The sequence below is a fragment of the Acidithiobacillus ferriphilus genome (assembly GCF_028215975.1).
In the GTDB taxonomy this organism is placed as follows: Bacteria; Pseudomonadota; Gammaproteobacteria; order Acidithiobacillales; family Acidithiobacillaceae; genus Acidithiobacillus; species Acidithiobacillus ferriphilus.
In genome coordinates this window covers 2,265,906-2,283,520 of record NZ_CP116458.1, presented here as the reverse complement: position 1 = coordinate 2,283,520, position 17,615 = coordinate 2,265,906, and the positions used below count along the sequence as shown (strand labels likewise).

At 57.4% G+C, this 17,615-nt stretch carries 22 protein-coding genes; 8 read left to right on the top strand and 14 right to left on the bottom strand.

Features of this window, described 5'->3' with window-relative positions; genetic code table 11:
* Window positions 1-1,014 carry an HlyD family secretion protein gene (locus PJU76_RS11450; RefSeq protein ID WP_271779616.1) on the bottom strand — a complete coding sequence of 338 codons (1,014 nt, stop codon included), beginning with the start codon at window positions 1,012-1,014 and terminating at the stop codon, window positions 1-3.
* Between the two features lie 238 nt (window positions 1,015-1,252).
* Here PJU76_RS11450 and PJU76_RS11445 point away from each other — a divergent pair, with 238 nt between their 5' ends.
* Entirely contained in the window at window positions 1,253-1,822 is a 570-nt protein-coding gene (locus PJU76_RS11445) for an acyloxyacyl hydrolase (protein WP_215880127.1), read from the top strand.
* 41 nt (window positions 1,823-1,863) lie between these two features.
* Here PJU76_RS11445 and bioB read toward each other — a convergent pair whose 3' ends face one another.
* From bioB to PJU76_RS11420, 5 genes are read right to left on the bottom strand one after another with little or no spacing between them, the layout of a single operon-like run.
* Window positions 1,864-2,814, bottom strand: coding sequence for a biotin synthase BioB (gene bioB, locus PJU76_RS11440; protein WP_215861233.1), 951 nt, complete (start codon window positions 2,812-2,814; stop codon window positions 1,864-1,866).
* Window positions 2,811-3,161 (bottom strand): DUF167 domain-containing protein, encoded by a 351-nt coding sequence (locus tag PJU76_RS11435; RefSeq protein WP_271779615.1) that lies wholly within the window; start codon window positions 3,159-3,161, stop codon window positions 2,811-2,813. Before PJU76_RS11435 ends, bioB begins: the two co-directional genes overlap by 4 nt.
* A gap of 27 nt (window positions 3,162-3,188) precedes the next feature.
* Complete coding sequence (locus PJU76_RS11430) at window positions 3,189-3,467, bottom strand: YggT family protein (protein ID WP_064219961.1); 279 nt, start codon at window positions 3,465-3,467, stop codon at window positions 3,189-3,191.
* Entirely contained in the window at window positions 3,464-4,291 is an 828-nt protein-coding gene (proC, locus tag PJU76_RS11425) for a pyrroline-5-carboxylate reductase (protein ID WP_215861232.1), read from the bottom strand. Before proC ends, PJU76_RS11430 begins: the two co-directional genes overlap by 4 nt.
* The gene (locus PJU76_RS11420) at window positions 4,288-4,959 is read right to left on the bottom strand and encodes a YggS family pyridoxal phosphate-dependent enzyme (RefSeq protein WP_271779614.1); all 672 of its coding nucleotides are present in this window, start codon (window positions 4,957-4,959) and stop codon (window positions 4,288-4,290) included. The genes proC and PJU76_RS11420 overlap by 4 nt, the downstream gene beginning before the upstream one ends.
* 97 nt (window positions 4,960-5,056) lie before the next feature.
* On the opposite strand from PJU76_RS11420, the gene PJU76_RS11415 reads away from it, so the two are divergent.
* From PJU76_RS11415 to PJU76_RS11405, 3 genes are read left to right on the top strand one after another with little or no spacing between them, the layout of a single operon-like run.
* Entirely contained in the window at window positions 5,057-6,109 is a 1,053-nt protein-coding gene (locus tag PJU76_RS11415) for a type IV pilus twitching motility protein PilT (protein ID WP_269194872.1), read from the top strand.
* Window positions 6,110-6,118: 9 nt separating this feature from the next.
* Window positions 6,119-7,249, top strand: coding sequence for a PilT/PilU family type 4a pilus ATPase (locus PJU76_RS11410; RefSeq protein ID WP_271779613.1), 1,131 nt, complete (start codon window positions 6,119-6,121; stop codon window positions 7,247-7,249).
* Entirely contained in the window at window positions 7,231-8,418 is a 1,188-nt protein-coding gene (locus PJU76_RS11405; protein WP_271779612.1) for a glycosyltransferase, read from the top strand. Before PJU76_RS11410 ends, PJU76_RS11405 begins: the two co-directional genes overlap by 19 nt.
* A gap of 234 nt (window positions 8,419-8,652) precedes the next feature.
* Here PJU76_RS11405 and PJU76_RS11400 read toward each other — a convergent pair whose 3' ends face one another.
* The 4 genes from PJU76_RS11400 to trmB form a co-directional block, all read right to left on the bottom strand.
* The gene (locus PJU76_RS11400) at window positions 8,653-8,994 is read right to left on the bottom strand and encodes a type II toxin-antitoxin system YhaV family toxin (RefSeq protein ID WP_271779611.1); all 342 of its coding nucleotides are present in this window, start codon (window positions 8,992-8,994) and stop codon (window positions 8,653-8,655) included.
* A gap of 98 nt (window positions 8,995-9,092) precedes the next feature.
* Window positions 9,093-9,644 (bottom strand): hypothetical protein, encoded by a 552-nt coding sequence (locus PJU76_RS11395; protein ID WP_271779610.1) that lies wholly within the window; start codon window positions 9,642-9,644, stop codon window positions 9,093-9,095.
* A 184-nt stretch (window positions 9,645-9,828) separates the two neighbouring features.
* The gene (locus PJU76_RS11390; protein ID WP_271779609.1) at window positions 9,829-10,080 is read right to left on the bottom strand and encodes a hypothetical protein; all 252 of its coding nucleotides are present in this window, start codon (window positions 10,078-10,080) and stop codon (window positions 9,829-9,831) included.
* 302 nt (window positions 10,081-10,382) lie between these two features.
* Window positions 10,383-11,066, bottom strand: coding sequence for a tRNA (guanosine(46)-N7)-methyltransferase TrmB (trmB, locus tag PJU76_RS11385; protein ID WP_271779608.1), 684 nt, complete (start codon window positions 11,064-11,066; stop codon window positions 10,383-10,385).
* Between the two features lie 50 nt (window positions 11,067-11,116).
* On the opposite strand from trmB, the gene purE reads away from it, so the two are divergent.
* Window positions 11,117-11,614, top strand: a complete 498-nt coding sequence (purE, locus tag PJU76_RS11380; RefSeq protein ID WP_215849030.1) for a 5-(carboxyamino)imidazole ribonucleotide mutase — start codon at window positions 11,117-11,119, stop codon at window positions 11,612-11,614.
* A complete protein-coding gene (locus tag PJU76_RS11375; RefSeq protein WP_271779607.1) occupies window positions 11,611-12,744 on the top strand; it encodes a 5-(carboxyamino)imidazole ribonucleotide synthase in 1,134 nt (377 codons plus the stop codon). The genes purE and PJU76_RS11375 overlap by 4 nt, the downstream gene beginning before the upstream one ends.
* Window positions 12,745-12,777: 33 nt before the next feature.
* Here PJU76_RS11375 and PJU76_RS11370 read toward each other — a convergent pair whose 3' ends face one another.
* From PJU76_RS11370 to smpB, 3 genes are read right to left on the bottom strand one after another with little or no spacing between them, the layout of a single operon-like run.
* Window positions 12,778-13,290, bottom strand: coding sequence for a disulfide bond formation protein B (locus PJU76_RS11370; RefSeq protein ID WP_271779606.1), 513 nt, complete (start codon window positions 13,288-13,290; stop codon window positions 12,778-12,780).
* 30 nt (window positions 13,291-13,320) lie between these two features.
* Window positions 13,321-14,994 (bottom strand): ArnT family glycosyltransferase, encoded by a 1,674-nt coding sequence (locus tag PJU76_RS11365; RefSeq protein WP_271779605.1) that lies wholly within the window; start codon window positions 14,992-14,994, stop codon window positions 13,321-13,323.
* A complete protein-coding gene (gene smpB / locus PJU76_RS11360) occupies window positions 14,987-15,451 on the bottom strand; it encodes an SsrA-binding protein SmpB (RefSeq protein WP_064219295.1) in 465 nt (154 codons plus the stop codon). The genes PJU76_RS11365 and smpB overlap by 8 nt, the downstream gene beginning before the upstream one ends.
* 127 nt (window positions 15,452-15,578) lie before the next feature.
* Between smpB and PJU76_RS11355 the strand changes: the two genes are divergently transcribed.
* Window positions 15,579-16,748 (top strand): phospholipase D-like domain-containing protein, encoded by a 1,170-nt coding sequence (locus tag PJU76_RS11355; protein ID WP_271779604.1) that lies wholly within the window; start codon window positions 15,579-15,581, stop codon window positions 16,746-16,748.
* Between the two features lie 9 nt (window positions 16,749-16,757).
* Entirely contained in the window at window positions 16,758-17,222 is a 465-nt protein-coding gene (locus PJU76_RS11350; protein ID WP_064219297.1) for a type II toxin-antitoxin system RatA family toxin, read from the top strand.
* A gap of 16 nt (window positions 17,223-17,238) precedes the next feature.
* On the opposite strand, the gene PJU76_RS11345 is transcribed toward PJU76_RS11350, so the two are convergent.
* Window positions 17,239-17,586, bottom strand: coding sequence for an outer membrane protein assembly factor BamE (locus PJU76_RS11345; RefSeq protein ID WP_064219298.1), 348 nt, complete (start codon window positions 17,584-17,586; stop codon window positions 17,239-17,241).
* Window positions 17,587-17,615: the final 29 nt, after the last annotated feature.

The window sequence follows — 17,615 nt, the reverse complement described above, 5'->3', positions numbered from 1 at the left end:
TCAGAGGAATGGCCGCAGTGCCTTGACCCAACGCGGTGCTCCGCCCGTATCCACCGTTACCGACACGCTGGTACCGATCCGGAGCGGGAACTTGGGGTCCGGGTTGGTGATGAGGACCCGCACGGGCACGCGTTGCGTCACCTTGACCCAGTTACCCGTAGCATTTTCCGGGGGCAGCAGAGAGAAGGCGTTGCCCGCGCCGCCACTCAGGCTCACTACCCTTCCTTTGAAGCGATGGTTAGGGTACATATCAATGGTGACTTCTGCAGTCTGGCCAGGATGTACCCGGTGGAGATCGGTTTCCTTGTAGTTGGCCTCAACCCAGTATTCCGCATTGCCAATCAGGGGGAACAAATCTTGATTGACATTGACCACGTCGCCCACATGGATATTATCCACTTTACTGACGACCCCGGTGATGGGCGCGTAGAGGGTGGTTTCGGAAAGGTACATCTTCGCGGTGCTGACCGCCGCCTTGGCGGCGGTGATCCGAGCGGCGTTGAGTTCTTGCTGTGCCCGTCTTTCCGCCAGGGCAGACTGATCAGCGGCCAAGCGCGCTCCGGCACTTTGCGCGGCGGTCAACTGATTGTCTGCCTGCTGCGCAGACAGGTATTTCTGCGCCGCCAATGCCGCCGCGCGTTGTGCGTTGCGCAGGGCATTCTGATAATTGACCTGGTCGGCGCTGATATTGGCCTGCGCTCCGGCAATGTTGGCCCGAATGGCGGCGGTCTGCCTTTCCGCCTGCGTCAATTCAGCCTCTGCCTTCTGCAGAGCGTAGCGATAGGCCCGCGGGTCCACTTTGACCAGAGGCTGTCCAGCCTGCACGACCTGATTATCATGTACAAAAATAGCGACGATATGCCCTGTTACCCGCGGCGCAATGTCCACGACATGAGCATGTACATAAGCATCGTCCGTGTTGGGGTAGTAATCAGCAATCTGGAAGTAGGCGTAGGCGCTAAAAGCAACGACGATGATGATGATCAGAACCGGAAGGCGTTTGAGCCAGCGCATATGTATTCCTTGTTGCAATTCAGGCAGCCGAGTGACGCTCCGGACCTGTTTCTGAAAGTCGATTCATGCGAAGAACTCATTTAACATAAGGTCTTGCGCGTAATATCTGTGTGGCTCAGAGTGGTCATAATTTTTTGACACGTATGCCGAGCGAACGCATACTGACCGTTCGGTTTATACCATAACGCAAACGATTCCTGTCGGCAAGGCGGTCGATGTGTCTCTAATAGGAGTGGTCATGAAGCAAGATATGAGAGTCTGGGTAGGGATTATGGGTAGCGCTGCACTGGGTGTCTTGGTGACCGGGTCGGCGCAGGCAGGTGATACAGGATTGCATGTGATTCAGGGCGGTCCTGCTTATTTCAGTGCCGGCATTGGTGCCTTTAATGCGGCGGGTGTTAAACCCGGTCCCGGACATCGCGGTAATGCGACCCTTCCCGAACTCGATCTGGAATACCAGTCTGCCTCCAAATTATTTGGCATCGGTGCGTTGTGGGGGATTGTCGCTAATACCAATGGCGGCTTCATGGGTTATACCGGCTTGTACTCGGACGTCGCCTGGAATCACTGGGTGCTGACGCCAGTGCTCGGCATAGGCGGGTATAATCGGGGGCGGGGCAAATATCTGGATGGCGTCTTCCAGTTCCGCCTGGAGTTGAGTCTGGCCTATCAGTTTGCGAATCAATCACGATTTGGGCTTAAAATCGCCCATATTTCAAACGCATATATCGCCCAGGAGGATCCTGGTGAAGATGAGATCATGCTGGATTACTCTATCCCCTTGTCTTTTGGCGACCACTCCTCCTGAGATAAAGCAGGGTCTGCCCGGGCTCGTCTTGGCGTGGGTGATCAGGTGTCGCTCCTGTGCAGCCCCAGTCGGTTGAACAGCGACTGGTCGTGGCCCATGCTGGCGTTATCTGTCGTCAGCAGGCGATCCCCAAGGAAAATACTGTTGGCACCGGCCAGGAAGGCGAGCGCTTGCAATTCATCGCTCATGGCCCCGCGCCCGGCGGAGAGTCGTACATAGGCCTTGGGAAAGAGTATGCGAGCGACGGCAATAGTGCGCACAAACTCGAAGCCATCAATGGGTTCGGCCGCTTCCAGCGGAGTGCCGGGAACGGGAACCAGGGCGTTGATAGGGATGCTCTCCGGGGCTTGCGGCAGATGTGCCAGTATCTGCAGCATACGTGCCCGGTCACGGCGGGATTCACCCATGCCGAGGATGCCGCCGCTGCAAATCTTGATGCCGGCGCTACGCACCGTCTCCAGTGTATCGAGGCGATCCTGATAGCTGCGGGTGTGGATGACCTCGCCGTAAAACTCGGGTGAGGTGTCGAGATTGTGGTTGTAGTAGTCGAGGCCGGCATCCTGTAAGCGTTCTGCCTGCCCGGGCTTGAGCATGCCCAGCGTGACGCAGCTTTCCAGGCCATATTCTTTGACCACGCCAATCATGGCGGCGACTTTTTCGATGTCCTTGTCGTGAGGCGCGCGCCAGGCGGCCCCCATGCACAGGCGTTGGGCCCCGTTGGCCTTGGCCTCCTGTGCGGCCGCGCGAACCTGCTCGAGGTCCATGAGGGCTTCTGCCTTGAGCGCCGTCTGGTGATGGGCGCTTTGTGAACAGTAGCCACAATCCTCAGGGCAACCACCTGTCTTGATGGACAGGAGGGTGGAGCACTGGATGGCATTTGGATCAAAGTGTAGCCGATGCACCTTTTGCGCCTCAAAAATCAGATCGTTGAAGGGGCTGGCATAGATTTCGAGTATGGCATCAAGAGTCTGGGATGGTGCGGTGGTGTTCATCGGTCGTCCCTGTTGAGAGCAGGTGGGTGAGAGGATTCCGCGTATTTTCTGAGTTGGGCCTGAACATCGGCAGACGCCGCGCGGATGCGCAGTGTTTTGTCTCGCGCGCTCTCGCCCTGCACCAAGGTAATCTGCGATCCTTTGAGGTGTAGGGTAGCACAGAGGAAGGCGGAAAGGGCAGTGTTGGCAGCGCCCTCCACGGGCCGGGCGCGCAGACGGATCCTGAGGGCATCGCCGTGGCATCCGCTGATGGCATCGGTTTTGGCACCCGGCTGTACCCGGACGCGTAGATACAGATCGCCACCCTGTACGCGCAGGTATGGGGGTGGTGCTTCTATGGGTGTCATATGCCGCCGCAGCCTGCTGGAAATGGGTTAGCCGCCCAAATTGAGGATGGCATTGACCAGCAGACCTTTGAGCAACTCGATGAGGAGCATGGCCACCAACGGACTGAGATCAATGCCCCCCAGTGGCGGTATGATCCGTTGTAGCGGATAAAGAATGGGGCCGGTTACCCGCTCGAGGAACTGGACGATCGGCTTGCGCGGATCGGGCTGTACCCAGGACAGGACGGCGCGGATGAGAATGGCCCAGAACAGCAGGGTCAGGACAAGGCTGGTAAGGCGTGCTGCTATAATACTCAGTTCGATCATGGTACATCCTTTTTGGCGCCGCCCAGAGCGCGGCTGCGCTCGGCCGCGGCGGCCAGGGCCCGCTGCGCCAGTGGCCGCAGATGCTCTTCCCAGGCGGCTAAACCCGCTGCCGTGGTGCCACCCGGACTGGTGACCTGATGGCGTAACTCGGTTGGACTGAGCACGCTGGCAGCAGCCATTTGCGCGGTCCCGAGCACGGTCTGTAAGGCGAGGGCGCGGGCGGTGGGCCGGTCCAGGCCCTGCAGCACGGCGGCATCTTCGAGCGCCTCCAGAAACAGCAAGACGTAGGCGGGGCCGCTTCCGGAAAGTGCGGTAACGGCATCCATCAGTGACTCATCACTCAGCCAGTAAATCTGGCCCACGCTGGACATGATGGTTGCGGCGGTCTGACGTTGTGCGGTGTTCACCGAATCGCGGGCGTAAAGGGCGGTTGCTCCGGCACCCACCTGCGCCGGGGTGTTGGGCATGCTGCGTACGATGGCGCTCCCGGCATCCAGCTCGGCGGCGATGCGCGCACTGCCGACGCCCGCGGCGACGGAGAGAAAGAGCACCCCGGCATCGGCAAAGGCCTGTCGCCACAGCGCAAGCACCGACGAGATTTGCTTCGGCTTGGCGGCATAGATGACCACGCTGTTGGTCGGCAAACGTTGCGCTGCCGCTGGCAGGCTGCGAATACCGAACTCTTCCGCAAGCGCATCACGGTGCACGGTGCTGGGGGCGTGAACTTGAATCTGCTCACCCGTAACGCCTTGAAGCCGCAGGCCGGCGATGAGCGCGCGTGCCATGTTGCCGGCACCAATGAAGACGATATTCTGAGTAATCATAAGGACTCCTGGGTACGTGCCCCGAAGAGGATGGTCCCAAGACGGATCTCGGTGGCGCCGTGTCGCAGGGCTTGGGGGTAGTCTGCCGAAGTGCCCATGGAGAGGGTGTCCAGATCGGCATGGACCGGGGTTTGTTGCAGCGTGAGGAAAAGTTCTGCCATCCGGCGGAAGTCGGCGTCTGCCTGCCCCGGTTGTGGGTGAACCAGGGCCATCAGGCCGCGCAGCCGTAGATGGGATAATCGGGAAATGGCGAGGGCCAATTCGGGAACTTCTTCCGGGACGCAACCCCCTTTGCTGTCTTCCGCGCTGATGGCGACTTCAATAAGCACGTTTAACGGCGCCACCATGCCCGTGCGCGCGGTATTGAGTCGTTCAGCGATGAGCGGGCGGTCTACACTCTCCACCCAGTCAAAATGCCGAGCCAATGCGGTAGTCTTGTTGCGCTGGATGCGGCCGATGAAGTGCCAGACGATGCCATCCAGATCTTTCAGCGCCATTTGCTTGTCCAGGGCTTCCTGCAGATAGTTTTCGCCGAAGTGACGGAGGCCGAGTACATAGGCGCGACGCAGTGTCTCTGCCGCGACACCCTTGCTGGCGGCGAGCAGACGTTGCGGCGGACGATTGGTAATCTCACGTTGCACATGGGCTAGGCGTTCGGCGAGGGGCATCGGTCTCCGGCAGAGGTGGGCGAAATGGTCAATGTCGACTATAGTAACGCGCAATAGCCTTTGGTCCCAAATCACGGGACGTTTCTTTGGGAGCTGCATGATGGACATTTCAGAACTGCTTGCTTTCGCGGTGAAAAACAATGCTTCGGACACGCATATCTCGGCGGGTTTGTCGCCCATGCTGCGGATCAACGGCGATATCCGCCCTCTCAATGTCGAGGCGCAGGACAGAAAGGCCGTACATGGCATGATTTACGACATCATGAATGATTCCCAGCGGAAGGGGTATGAGGAAAATCTGGAAATCGACTTTGCCTATGAACTGCCCGGCGTGGCGCGTTTTCGGGTTAACGCCTTCAACCAGGACCGTGGGCCCGCGGCGGCGTTCCGGACGATTCCCGCCAAGGTGCTGAGTCTGGAAGATCTCAATGCACCCAAGTCTTTTATGGAGATCATCAACGTACCGCGCGGACTGGTGCTGGTCACCGGACCGACGGGGTCGGGTAAATCAACGACGCTGGCAGCGATGGTGGATCATATCAATGCGAACCGCGCCGACCATATTATCACCATTGAAGATCCCATCGAGTTTTTGCACACTCCCAAGAAGTGTCTCGTCAACCAGCGCGAGGTAGGCGCCAACACCCATTCCTTTGAACATGCCCTGCGCTCAGCCTTACGTGAAGATCCGGATATTATTCTGGTGGGCGAATTGCGTGACTTGGAGACCATGCGCCTGGCTCTGACTGCGGCGGAAACGGGCCATATCGTGTTTGCGACGCTGCATACCAGTTCGGCGCCGAAAACCATCGACCGTATTGTCGACTCCTTTCCTGGGGGGGAAAAGGATATGGTTCGCGCGATGCTGTCAGAATCCCTGCGCGCGGTTATTTCTCAGACCCTGCTCAAAACGGCCGATGGTAAAGGCCGAGTCGCCGCGCATGAAATTATGATTGCCACACCGGCCATCCGAAACCTCATTCGCGAAAATAAGGTGGCGCAGATGTACTCGGTGATCCAGACCGGACAAAATCAGGGTATGCAAACTCTCGACCAGTGCCTTGCCGACCTGGTGCGTGCCCACAAAGTAACCCGCGAAGATGCCTTGCGTAGGGTTCAGAACAAAGACAGCTTTATGAATGTGGCCTGAGGATAATTTATGTCTGTGCTGGATGATCTGCTGGTCTTGATGGTGGAAAAAAATGGCTCTGACCTTTACCTCACCGTAGGCTCGCCGCCGGTCATGAAAATTGACGGGAAGGCGGTTTCGTTAGGGACCGAGATGCTGAAGCCGAGTCAGGTGCTGAATCTGGCCAAAGAAATTCTGGGCATGGAGCGCTTGCAGGAATTCCAGCGGGAAAAAGAAATTAATATGGCCATCTCTGCGCCCGGGATTGGGCGTTTCCGGGTCAATGGCTTTTTTCAGCGCGGTGAACTGAGCTTTGTCTTGCGCGCCATCAAGACGCAAATTCCCAGCCTGGAACAGCTCAGGCTGCCGCCCATACTGAAAGACCTGGCCATGACTTCCCGGGGCCTGGTGCTCTTCGTCGGGGCTACCGGCTCTGGTAAAAGTACCTCTCTGGCGTCGATGATTCAGTATCGCAATCAGAATGCGGCGGGCCATATTCTCACGATTGAGGACCCCATTGAATTTCTTCACAAGAATGCGATGTCTATCGTTAATCAACGCGAAGTGGGTATAGATACCCTGAATTACGAGCGGGCGCTGGAGAACGCCTTGCGTGAGGCGCCAGATGTTATTCTGATCGGCGAAGTGCGTAGTCGTGATACCATGGATCATGCCATGGCGTATGCAGAAACCGGACACTTGTGTATGTCGACCTTACATGCGAACAATGCTAATCAGGCCATTGAACGTATCATCAACTTTTTCCCGGAGGACCGTAAAAAACAATTGTTGATGGATCTTTCACTCAATTTGCGCGCCGTGGTCTCACAACGCCTGTTGCCGATCAAGGGGCAGAGCGGGCGAGTCGCCGCTATAGAGGTGCTGATCAATACCCCGGCCATTGCCGATTTGATCTACAAGGGTGAAGTGGGCTTGCTGAAAGACGCCATGGCGCGGACGAATGATGTGGGTATGCAGACGTTTGATCAGAGCCTGCGACAACTGTTTATGGATGGGCTGGTGGAATATGAAGACGCCCTGCGCGGCGCCGATTCGCAGAATGACCTGCGCCTTGCCATCAAGCAGGAGTGCATGCGGCGTGGCGTAGAGGACCCTGGTGCCAGTACTTCTGCAGAAGGGCAGTGGCGCATTCAGTCTTGAGTGGCTGGTGGGTTCTGTTGGCCGCGTGGTCAGCCTTGCTGGTCTGGTTGATACTGCTCTTTGGGCGGGGCGCCTTTTGGCGGGCAGATCAGCGTCTTCCCCTTAGCGAAAACGGCGCGCAGCGTACTTGGCCGGAAGTTACCGCTGTGGTGCCTGCGCGTAATGAGGCAGAGGGTATTGGTGACTGTGTAAGTGCTCTATTAAGGCAGGATTACCCCGGTGTGCTGCACGTCATCGTGGTGGACGACCAGAGCAGCGACGGCACCGCGGAGCGTGCCCGGGAAGCGGCATGTCGGGTGGATGCTGCTTCCCGTTTGGAGGTGTTGCGAGGTGCGCCGCTGCCGGAAAACTGGGCGGGTAAAGTCTGGGCCATGGCCCAGGGGGTGAATGCGGCAGGCCTGGTGCCGCTGCTCTGGTTCACCGACGGCGATATTGTTCATGGGCAGGATGTTCTGCAACGCCTTGTCACACAGGTGGAGGATCAAGACCGGTCACTGGTCTCTCTGATGGTGATGCTCTCTTGTCGCAGTTTTTGGGAGCGTCTGCTGATTCCGCCCTTCATCTTCTTCTTTCAGATGCTGTATCCCTTTCCCTGGGTCAATAACCCGCGCCGGGCGCTGGCTGGCGCTGCCGGAGGGTGTATGCTGCTGCGGCGGGAGAGCCTCGAAAAGGCGGGTGGGTTCGCTGCCATGCGCGGGGCGCTCATAGATGACTGCACGTTAGCGGCTTTAGTGAAGCCCCATGGAGCTATCTGGCTGGGTCTGGGAACGGAGAGCTACAGTCTGCGTGATTACCAGCGGCTTGGCGAAATATGGCGGATGGTGGCGCGTTCCGCCTATGTGCAACTGCAGTTCAGCCCCTGGCGCTTGCTGGGGGCGACATTAGGGATGATTTTTCTTTATGTCTGGCCGGTAGGGGTGCTGCTGTTTGGTCTTTGGACGGGAAATATCTGGTTGGTGTTGCCCGCGCTGCTGGCCTGCATGCTGATGTTGACGGCCTATCTGCCCTCCCTGCGTCTTTATGCGCTGAATCCGTTGTGGATGTTCAGCTTGCCCCTTGCCGCCCTGCTCTACACGCTCATGACGTTGGATTCTGCCCGTCGTCATTACGGTGGCCGGGGTGGCGCATGGAAGGGGCGGCATTACGGTGTGCCCGGAGAGAAACAGTAAACACTCGGATTAAAGAACACCAGTTATGATCATCTCGCTGGTCGTAATAAAACTGCCCCGATGATTTGCGGTATATTCATCTGACTGTTCTGGAACAAAACCAGCGGGCGCGAACCTTGTACCGATCACTGGTATGTATCTCAGTATGGGACCGACTGTTGCACATGTTGCTAACCAATCAGCATTGCTCATGGCCAAGCTGACTGGCTTGCCGTGAGTAGGGATGCCCAGTCATCAGGCGGACCTCCCTTGTTCCAGCATTTTCCGAAATACAGCGTAGGGACCGGACTTGCTGCCGGCGGAGCGCATGGTCTGTTCATCATTGACCCACGCATAGACAATAATTCGCGTTCTGGAGTCATAGCGAAAGAACAGCCGGAACCTGCGCCCAATCTTGACTCGGCGCCAGTGACGGTAATCCTGGCCCATTGTATTGTCCTGTCGGTACTCATCCAGCCCCGGATCTAAGGGCACGATCTCTAGGATCAAGTGACTCAGTGCGCGGTAGAGTTTGACGTTGGCATTCGCTTCTCTGTCAAGGCCGCGCGAGGACAGCAGAAGACTGATTGCGGTCATTCAGCAGCGGAAAGCAAATGGCATCATCCGACCCATACCGGACTGGACGGTCAAGGACACTTTACTGACGTGCTTAGGTAATCAATTGCCGTATCCGTTCAGGTGTTCGACGGCCCCGAGTGTTGTCGGTAAAACCGAATATGCATTGCCCCTTTCATTTTCGGATTGCCTTCCATAAATTTTTTCAAAATTGATTCGGGGGTGTGCTCTGGCCATAAATAGTTTATTAAGTGAACGTGTGCACCGTGCTTGAAGTGGTTGTCGTAGGGATTTAAGTCTCGGTTATCGAAATAAAAAAATTGCCAGTTGCGATGGTCTCGGCTATAGAAAAGATGTCCCACAAGATAACGACGGTCGTGGAGCATCTGAAGCCACTTCTTCATAGCCCTAGTTTTATCCTTATCGGGTGGCCCGATGCTGAGGTCGGGCATAGCTGAACTATCTTCTGGCGTAAGCTCCCAATTCTTTGGAAGAATATCGCGATACGATATCGCGTGAGTCCATGGCAGTACCGGAGCTTGGCATACACGAATAAACTCGGCAAACGCATTCTCAGTGATTATTGTCCTCTTGCAGAGCTTCTTAAGCTCGCCCTTGTTTGTCGCCGTAACGATCCTCAAAATTGCGTCTATCATAGTGGCATTGTCCACTAGCATGTCCTGATTCACTGTATGGCTAAGTATTGCACCGCCGAACGTCGGCTGCAGAGCATGATGCGAACATTCGATTCACCACCTAAACGGCCGATGAATGACCAGACCTGTCCAAAAGCAGCCCTCTCCATGCTGCTTATGAAGCTCCGCTTCCGCTGCTGGGATGAAGTAAGGAGCGATTTCATTCTGCCTCTAAGGCGGATTTGGCTCTTTTTACCAACTCGTCTGGCCCTGAAAGTTGAATGGAGAGATGATGTAAGTCTGTTCCAACCACTTCTACTATTAACCTTTTACCATTCAGTTCGTGCGGGATTCCCGATAACTGTTTACGGATACCGTCTTTAATGGACTCTATTGCTAGTTTTTCTAACTCATCACGGAAGTTGTCAGATGTCAGCGGTCTACCATTTATCGTCATTTTTATATCAATCATTTCTCTCTCCAACAATAGGTCTCAGCAGCTCAAGGTGAATTCTACGGCATTCATAACTGATGTCTTGATTCTAATCCAATTTACCCAGAATTTGAACGACCGCTCCCGCTGCATACTTGCCATCGGAAAGCTCACCCGGAGGCAGAGAATCCGCGAGACGCCAGGATGTTATTTTTTGTCGGGGAAAGCCGTTAGGCAATCGCGCTATAACGATCCAGGATGAAACATTAATTTTTCTGTAGTTGGCAAGAATGCTGCGCTCGCGCATGAGGCAATGCCAATTGCCGGAATGTCGTGGGTGCTCACGCGAGGCGTCGATAACAGAGATCATGGACCGCATGCCCCAGTCGCTGTCCGCGGCGCTCAAAGCGGGTAAGGATGCGGTTGTCGGGGCGGGGGGCGTAACCGGCGTCGGGCTGGGTATTCTGCAGGCCTGGGGTGGCATTGAGAATGGCCAGCATCTGTTCGGCATAATCTGCCCAGTCTGTGGCCATCTGCAACTCGCCGCCGGGTACCAGCAGGCGGCATAGTAGCGCAGCGAAATCCGGCTGAATGAGACGGCGTTTTTGCTGTCGTTTTTTCGGCCAGGGATCGGGGAACTGGATGATGATGCATTGCAGCAGAGCTTCGGGCAGAGTCTGCAGCCAGGTAACCACATCATCATGAACAATGCGGACGTTGTCCGTCCCGGTTTCCAGCAGTTGCAGCAGCAGAGACCCGACGCCGGGGGTGTGTACCTCGGCACCGAGGCAGCCCCAGCCCGGTCTTTGCCGGGCGATAGCGGCCAGATGTTCACCGTTACCGAAACCTATTTCCAGCAACAGCGGTCTCTGGCCCTTCCAGGGGTCCTGCCAGATGGCATGGGCGTCCACCTGCCAGGCGGGTAAGTGCTCGGCCACGGCGCGCGCCTGGGCAGCGGTGATACGGCCTTGGCGCAGCACAAAACTGCGAATGGGGGGATGACCGACCTTGAGAGCTTCTTCCATGACAGGCATTATAACCTGTTTAGCGTTAGGTCCTAGAGAGGAGGGCGGGCATGGAACACCCCTTGGTTGGTGTGGTGATGGGTAGCGACAGCGACTGGGAAGTCATGCGCGCTGCGGTAGAGCAATTGCGGGCGCTGGCGATTCCCTGTGAACGGCGTGTCGTCTCCGCACACCGCACGCCGGATCTACTTTTTGAATATGCCACCAGCGCCATGTCGCGGGGACTGCGCTGCATTATCGCCGGTGCTGGGGGCGCGGCGCACCTGCCCGGCATGTTGGCATCCAAGACCATGGTGCCGGTGCTGGGCGTGCCCGTGCCGTCCAAACATTTGCAAGGCATGGATTCCCTGCTTTCCATCGTGCAAATGCCCAAGGGTGTGCCGGTGGCGACCTTTGCTATCGGCACGGCGGGGGCGGCCAACGCCGGTCTGTTTGCCGCGGCGATACTGGCGGGCGCCGATGCGGAGCTGGCTCAGCGCTTGCAGGATTTCCGGACGCGGCAGGCGGCGGCAGTCATGGCGACGACCCTGCCGGAGATTGCCCTTTGATTTTGCCTGGCGCCACGCTGGGAATACTGGGTGGTGGACAGCTCGGGCAAATGTTCTGCCTTGCCGCCCGGCGTATGGGGTATGACGTCTGGGTGCTGGATCCCGACCGTGATTGTCCGGCCGCTGCAGTGGCGGACCGGCACCTCTGTGCGGCTTACGAAGACGAAATCGCTTTACAGGCATTGACCGATGCTTGTGCGGCGGTCACCACAGAATTCGAGAATGTGCCGCTGATTGCTCTGGAACGTATTGCCCGGAAGGTGCCGCTGCGCCCAGGTGCCAGGGCGGTGGCTATTGCTCAGGATCGCGCCCAGGAAAAGGCTTTCTTCCGCGATCTGGGTTTGGCCATTGCGCCTTTTGCGCTGCTGCGCAGTAGCGCTGATCTGGCAGGCGCTGCGGCTACCGTAACTTTCCCGGCCATTCTCAAAACCACCCGTTTTGGTTACGACGGGAAGGGACAGGTGGAGCTTGCTTCCCCGGAGGACCTGCCCGGTGCCTGGACGGCCATGGGGGGAGCGGATGCGGTGTTGGAGGCGCGTGTTGCCCTGGCGCAGGAAATTTCTGTCGTTCTGGCCCGCGCTGCCGATGGCATGATGGTTTTTTATCCCATCGCCGAAAATGTCCATCACCGGGGTGTTCTCGACCTGAGCAGTGTCCCGGCGCGCACGACGGATGAGCTACAGGATCTCGCCCGGCGCAGCGCCGCGCGTATTGCCGAGGCGTTGGATTATGTGGGCGTGCTCGCGGTCGAATTTTTTGTGGATAAGGCGGGGCAATTGCTGGTCAATGAGATGGCGCCACGTCCCCACAACAGCGGTCATTTCACCATAGATGCTTGTGTGCACAGTCAGTTTGACCAGCAGGTCCGGACCCTCTGTGCCTTACCTCTCGGGGATACCCGCCTGATCAGCCCGGTGGTGATGATGAATCTGTTGGGTGATCTTTGGGAAAGTGGCGCCCCGGACTGGGATGCACTACTGCGCCATCCACAGCTCAAGCTGTATCTGTATGGTAAGAAGCAAGCCCGGTCACGGCGTAAAATGGGGCATGTGAATGCGCTCGCTATGGATACCGGACGCGCCATCGCCATTCTCGAAACCTTGCGCTGCGATTGGCACTGGCCACGCTGACGGAAACTGCATAATCGTTGTGGTGGCAGAGGCCTAGCGTTTCCCAAGGCGTCCGGCAAGCCATTGTGCGAGCCAGAGTAATACGGCGCAGATGAGGAAAAAGACCAGACTCCAGTGGGTGATGGGCCATCCGGCCAAGGTGCGGGCACCGGCGGCGGCGCAGGAAGCGTGTCCGGAGAGCGTCGAGGCGAAGTCCTTACCCCAAGACCCGAAGCCGTGCTCACCCGGAAGGAGGTGCACGGCTGCGCATCTCTCCACCCGGTGGGTTGCTACTGCGGCGAGATGCCACTGCCATCCGGCAAGGCCAGCTCCCGCTAAGGCATAGGCACTGGCCAGCAGCCATAATCCGCGCTGCGCCGCGCCCGTCCAGAAGAGCCCCAGCACGACGATGACCAGCACGGCGAGGTTGGCCAGGCGCTGATATACACAGAGGCTACAGGGCGTGTAGTCCATGGCAAATTGTAACCAGAGTGCCAGCGCAAATGCGCTTGTTGCAGCTAGCACCACCAGTACGGCGATCAGTGAAGGTAAATGCCTGGGATTCATGATGCGTTCAGTAAATCTCCTCGTTGCGTGTTATCGGGTAAAGCAAACCTTGTGTGAAGAGCTTCGAATACGTAGTAGAGCGATGTACTTCCGGCTATAGAGCTCATAACCCGAGTAGAGTTCATGAACGCGTAGCGTCTTGGGTAAATGTGCGCGTATCGCGGGTATATCCTGGGCGGAAAGGGCGAGATAGGCCGTACCCTGACCATCGGCCACCACGCGATTGAGCTCTTGCAGGTTTTTCAACTGATGTACCGGCATGGCGCCGCGTCCGCCGTAGAACAGAAAACTGGGCTCGAACCATCGCCAGGTGGCGATGGCGTAGGGTTCTGTGCCCTCGCTGGCACGGATCATGCGGCCCATGGTCGCGGAGGGTTTTAGGGTATCCAGGGCCGGCACTGCCAGGAGCATCAAGCAAGCAGTAATTGCCACCGCCCCGGCGCCCAGACTGCTGATGACCGGCAGCAGCAAGCCGCGCCAGGCGAAGAGTAGGGCTAGCAACGCCGCAATAATATAAGGAAAACCCAGAGCGGCCATTATATCGCCGAGGGGCGGAATTCGTTCCGGTACCAGCCAGGCTCCCAGCACCACCAATGCCACACCCACCAGAAATAACGCCCCGAGTGACAGGAATACACCCCGGCGGCTGAGTGGTTGCGTCTGGTTGAGGGCTGCATAAAGGCGTGCTGCAATGAGAACAAAGAGGGCCGGATAAGCCTCCCAGACATAATTGGGGAGCTTGGTGGCACCAAGGCTGAAGAAAGCGACCCAGGTAATGGCCCAGACCAGCATAAAGGCATCCGCGGGCGTTTGTCGTAGCAGTGTACCCCGCCGCCGCCAGAGTTCGGCGAAGGTCTGTGGTAGAAAGACCGTCCAGGGCAGTAGCGCCAGCGCAATGGTAAACAGATAGTAATAAACGGGTCCATGATGCCCCTGCATGGCGACGGCGTAGCGATTAACATTCTGCTGATCAACGAACAGCCAGTCCCAGACCCAGTGGGTTTCAACACCCACTGCCAGGTACCAGGGCAGGGTGATGACCAGAAAGAGCGGAATCCCCCAGACCAGATGTCCATTGCGCCAGAGGCTTGGCAACTCCCGGCGCAGCAACAGAAAAATCACGATGATAAGGCCGGGCAGGAGGAAACCGATGGGGCCTTTAGCCAGGGTCGCTAACCCCATCGCACCACAGGCGATCAGAGTACCGCGACGTTCTTCCTCCGGATAGAGATAACCCCGCAGATAGGAAATCAGAGCGATCGCGACGAAAAGAATCAGCAGCGAGTCAGGTACAGCGGCCCGGAAGATAATCTGACTATGCAGGGCGGTGGCGGTCAGCAAGCCCGCCAATAGTGCAGTCTGGTCCCCGTACAGTCGGCGTAAAGCGAGGGCCAGATAGAACACCAGCAACGCCCCCATAGCCACCGAGCCGATGCGCAAGCCCCAACTGTTCATTCCCAGCAGTCGTACTCCGGCCCACATCAGCCAGTAGTTGAGGATAGGCTTGTCCGGGCGTAGCGCTGCGCTGAAAGTGGGTACTACCAGATTGTGATGCAGCATCATTTCTTTCAGGGCCTGAGCATTGTTGGGTTCATCAACGTCCCAGAGGCTGGCATCTCCGGTATGAAAGGCAAAAAGCCAGAAGGCGAAAAGGAAGAGAAGCAGCGCCTGGAAGACAAACGTCCCCCGTCGCGGTTCAGACATCCCGCGCCCCGCCCTTCATGATGCGCGCCTTGTCCCGTTGCCACTCCCGATCTTTGACCGTGGCGCGTTTGTCATGCTCCTGCTTGCCTTTCACCAGCGCGATCTCTACTTTGGCCCGACCCTGTTTCCAGTACATGGCGAGGGGCACGATCGTAAAACCTTTGCGCTCGACGCTGCCGATCATGCGATTAATCTGTTCTCTATGCATCAGCAGCTTGCGTGTGCGGGTCGGATCGGGATTTATATGGGTGCTGGCGGTGAGCAGTGGGCTGATGTGCGCGCCCAACAACCATAACTCCCCATTTTTGATAATGATGTAGCTGTCCTTGAGATTGAGACGGTTGGCGCGCAACGACTTTACTTCCCAGCCCTGCAAGACCATGCCGGCCTCAAAGCGCTCTTCGATAAAGTACTCGTGTTTCGCCTCGCGATTGAGGGCGATGGTGCTGCTGCTCATCCTGCTACTCCCCTGCCGGTCAACTGTGTATTGTACGGGAAAAGACCGCGCGGCAGAAAGCCAGGATTGACTTTGCTGCGCTTCCTGTAGAAGGTGAACGATTTGTACTGGCGCGGAGTCCGAAGACGTGTCGAAGTCATTGCCCAAACGTTTTGCGCCCTATCGCCAAAGGCATTGGGAGTCTTTTGCCGAAGCCGTGCTGCTGAGCGAAATGTCGACTATTACCGAATGGCTGGAGCTGTGCCTGCTGGATGCGCATGCCGAGATTCTCTTTGAGAACTATATTTTTGTCGAAGGCGTTTGGCCCGAGCGCGTCTTGCGTATCCTCTGTGATAAGGCGGTGGCGGGAGTACGGGTCTACATCACTCTGGATGCTTTGGGCAGCAGCGGTTTCCCGAGCCGTTGGGTGACTGAGTTGCGCGCCGCTGGCGCCCATTTACACTGGTACCACCGCCTACAACTCAAGGGGCTGGAAAAAAGGCTGCGACGCAGCCATCGACGTGTCGTGGTGGTGGATGGCCAGTGGGCCGCGGTTGGCGGTTTTGCGATTTCCGATGTCTGGATCGGCGGCGCGCCAGGTATGGTGCCGTATCGTGAGATGCTCTTTGCCTGTCGCGGCAATTTAGCGGAGCAAAGCCGCCAGATTTTTTTTCGTCACCGTCCAGAGGCCCTTCCGTCCTTGGATGCGACCGCGTTTTCCCAACCTGATGCCCGGTGGTGGGGGCAGGGCCGATTTTTAGAGGGCACGCCGCCGGGCAGTCTCGCTGTGCGTCGCCGTCTGTTGGCCGCCATCCGTGCGGCGCGCAGCAGTGTCTGGATAGCCACCCCTTACTTTAACCCGGATCCGATCATCCTGCGTGCCATCTACCGTGCCGTGCAGCGTGGTGTGGATGTCCGGCTCCTGCTGGCCGGCCGGATCACCGACCATCCACTTTTGCGATTCGGAATTCAGGCGTATTATCAAAAGCTGATGCGCAGGGGGGTGCATGTTTACGAATATGAAGGCGCCTTTCTGCATGCGAAATATCTGTTGGTGGACGGTTCCTGGGCGTCGATCGGCTCCGCTAATTTTGATTTTCTGAGTTTGTGGTTCAATCATGAACTCAACTTGGAATTACGCGCTCCGCTTGCCGCGCTTTTGCTGCGCACCTTGTTTTTACGCGAGTTCGCCCAAGCGCGGGAAATCGACCCGGAGCCTTGGCGCAGGCGCCCCCGTTGGCGACGAATCATCGAATGGTTTTGGGCGCAACTGGATCGTTGGGTGCAGGCGCATGCACTGGGTCAGCGCCGTTATTGAGAGGGTTTCATGCATCATATTTGTAAAACCGCCGTGCTGCCTTATAGCGCTGCGCAAATTTTTGCCCTGATAGAGGATGTTCGTGCCTATCCGCAATTTTTACCCTGGTGTGGACGGACCCGGATCATCCAGTCGAAAGACGAAGAAGTGGTCGCCGAGATCACCATCTCCCACGGTGCTTTCGGCAAGTCCTTCACCACAAGAAACCGCTATCAGCGGCCCAAGCTGGCAGAGCTGCGACTGGTGAATGGTCCCTTCCGTTTTCTGGAAGGGCTCTGGCAGTTGGAGCCGGATGCCAGAGGTACCAAAGTAACGCTGGATATGCGCTTCGAGTTCGCTTCACGATTGGTGGGTGCCCTTCTGGAGCCCATCTTCAAACATGCGGCGGAAACGATGGTGCAACGCTTTGCCCAACGCGCGCGGGTTGTTTATGGTCAGCCGGACGCCCTGGAAGTGCAAAAGCCGGACGGCTAGGCGCCGTCCGGCCAGATTAAGAGGTGGTGCCTGCGGTCGGTGAGGCGGTGCTTTGTGCATCTCCATGTATGCTGATCAGCTTCCCGTCCTTACCAAAAAACACCCGCACCTTGCGGACTTTCGTGGCACCATAGGCGGGCTTGAGGCTGTAGGCGTAAATCCACTGATGCGGATGCCAGGGATCCTGCAGGAGCGGTGAGCCGAGAATGCTACGTACCTGCAACATATCCATACCGGGGTGCAGATCGGCTAGTTCTTTAGCGGTGATGATGTTGCCTTGCTGTACATTGACGCGATAAATACTACAGGCGCCGAGCAACAGAGCACAGAAAGTAAGCAGAGTAATTAGGCGGAAGCTTCTCATGGTCCTTGTCTTAGGCGTCAGGTGCAACT

Coding starts and splice junctions, on each gene's coding strand:
- PJU76_RS11370 (WP_271779606.1), bottom strand. CDS start 13,290: ATGAATCCCAGGCATTTACCTTCACTGATCGCCGTACTGGTGGTGCTA.
- PJU76_RS11450 (WP_271779616.1), bottom strand. CDS start 1,014: ATGCGCTGGCTCAAACGCCTTCCGGTTCTGATCATCATCATCGTCGTT.
- proC (WP_215861232.1), bottom strand. CDS start 4,291: ATGATTACTCAGAATATCGTCTTCATTGGTGCCGGCAACATGGCACGC.
- purE (WP_215849030.1), top strand. CDS start 11,117: ATGGAACACCCCTTGGTTGGTGTGGTGATGGGTAGCGACAGCGACTGG.
- PJU76_RS11365 (WP_271779605.1), bottom strand. CDS start 14,994: ATGTCTGAACCGCGACGGGGGACGTTTGTCTTCCAGGCGCTGCTTCTC.
- PJU76_RS11415 (WP_269194872.1), top strand. CDS start 5,057: ATGATGGACATTTCAGAACTGCTTGCTTTCGCGGTGAAAAACAATGCT.
- trmB (WP_271779608.1), bottom strand. CDS start 11,066: ATGGAAGAAGCTCTCAAGGTCGGTCATCCCCCCATTCGCAGTTTTGTG.
- bioB (WP_215861233.1), bottom strand. CDS start 2,814: ATGAACACCACCGCACCATCCCAGACTCTTGATGCCATACTCGAAATC.
- PJU76_RS11410 (WP_271779613.1), top strand. CDS start 6,119: ATGTCTGTGCTGGATGATCTGCTGGTCTTGATGGTGGAAAAAAATGGC.
- PJU76_RS11350 (WP_064219297.1), top strand. CDS start 16,758: ATGCATCATATTTGTAAAACCGCCGTGCTGCCTTATAGCGCTGCGCAA.
- PJU76_RS11445 (WP_215880127.1), top strand. CDS start 1,253: ATGAAGCAAGATATGAGAGTCTGGGTAGGGATTATGGGTAGCGCTGCA.
- PJU76_RS11420 (WP_271779614.1), bottom strand. CDS start 4,959: ATGCCCCTCGCCGAACGCCTAGCCCATGTGCAACGTGAGATTACCAAT.
- PJU76_RS11430 (WP_064219961.1), bottom strand. CDS start 3,467: ATGATCGAACTGAGTATTATAGCAGCACGCCTTACCAGCCTTGTCCTG.
- PJU76_RS11435 (WP_271779615.1), bottom strand. CDS start 3,161: ATGACACCCATAGAAGCACCACCCCCATACCTGCGCGTACAGGGTGGC.
- PJU76_RS11390 (WP_271779609.1), bottom strand. CDS start 10,080: ATGATTGATATAAAAATGACGATAAATGGTAGACCGCTGACATCTGAC.
- PJU76_RS11400 (WP_271779611.1), bottom strand. CDS start 8,994: ATGACCGCAATCAGTCTTCTGCTGTCCTCGCGCGGCCTTGACAGAGAA.
- smpB (WP_064219295.1), bottom strand. CDS start 15,451: ATGAGCAGCAGCACCATCGCCCTCAATCGCGAGGCGAAACACGAGTAC.
- PJU76_RS11345 (WP_064219298.1), bottom strand. CDS start 17,586: ATGAGAAGCTTCCGCCTAATTACTCTGCTTACTTTCTGTGCTCTGTTG.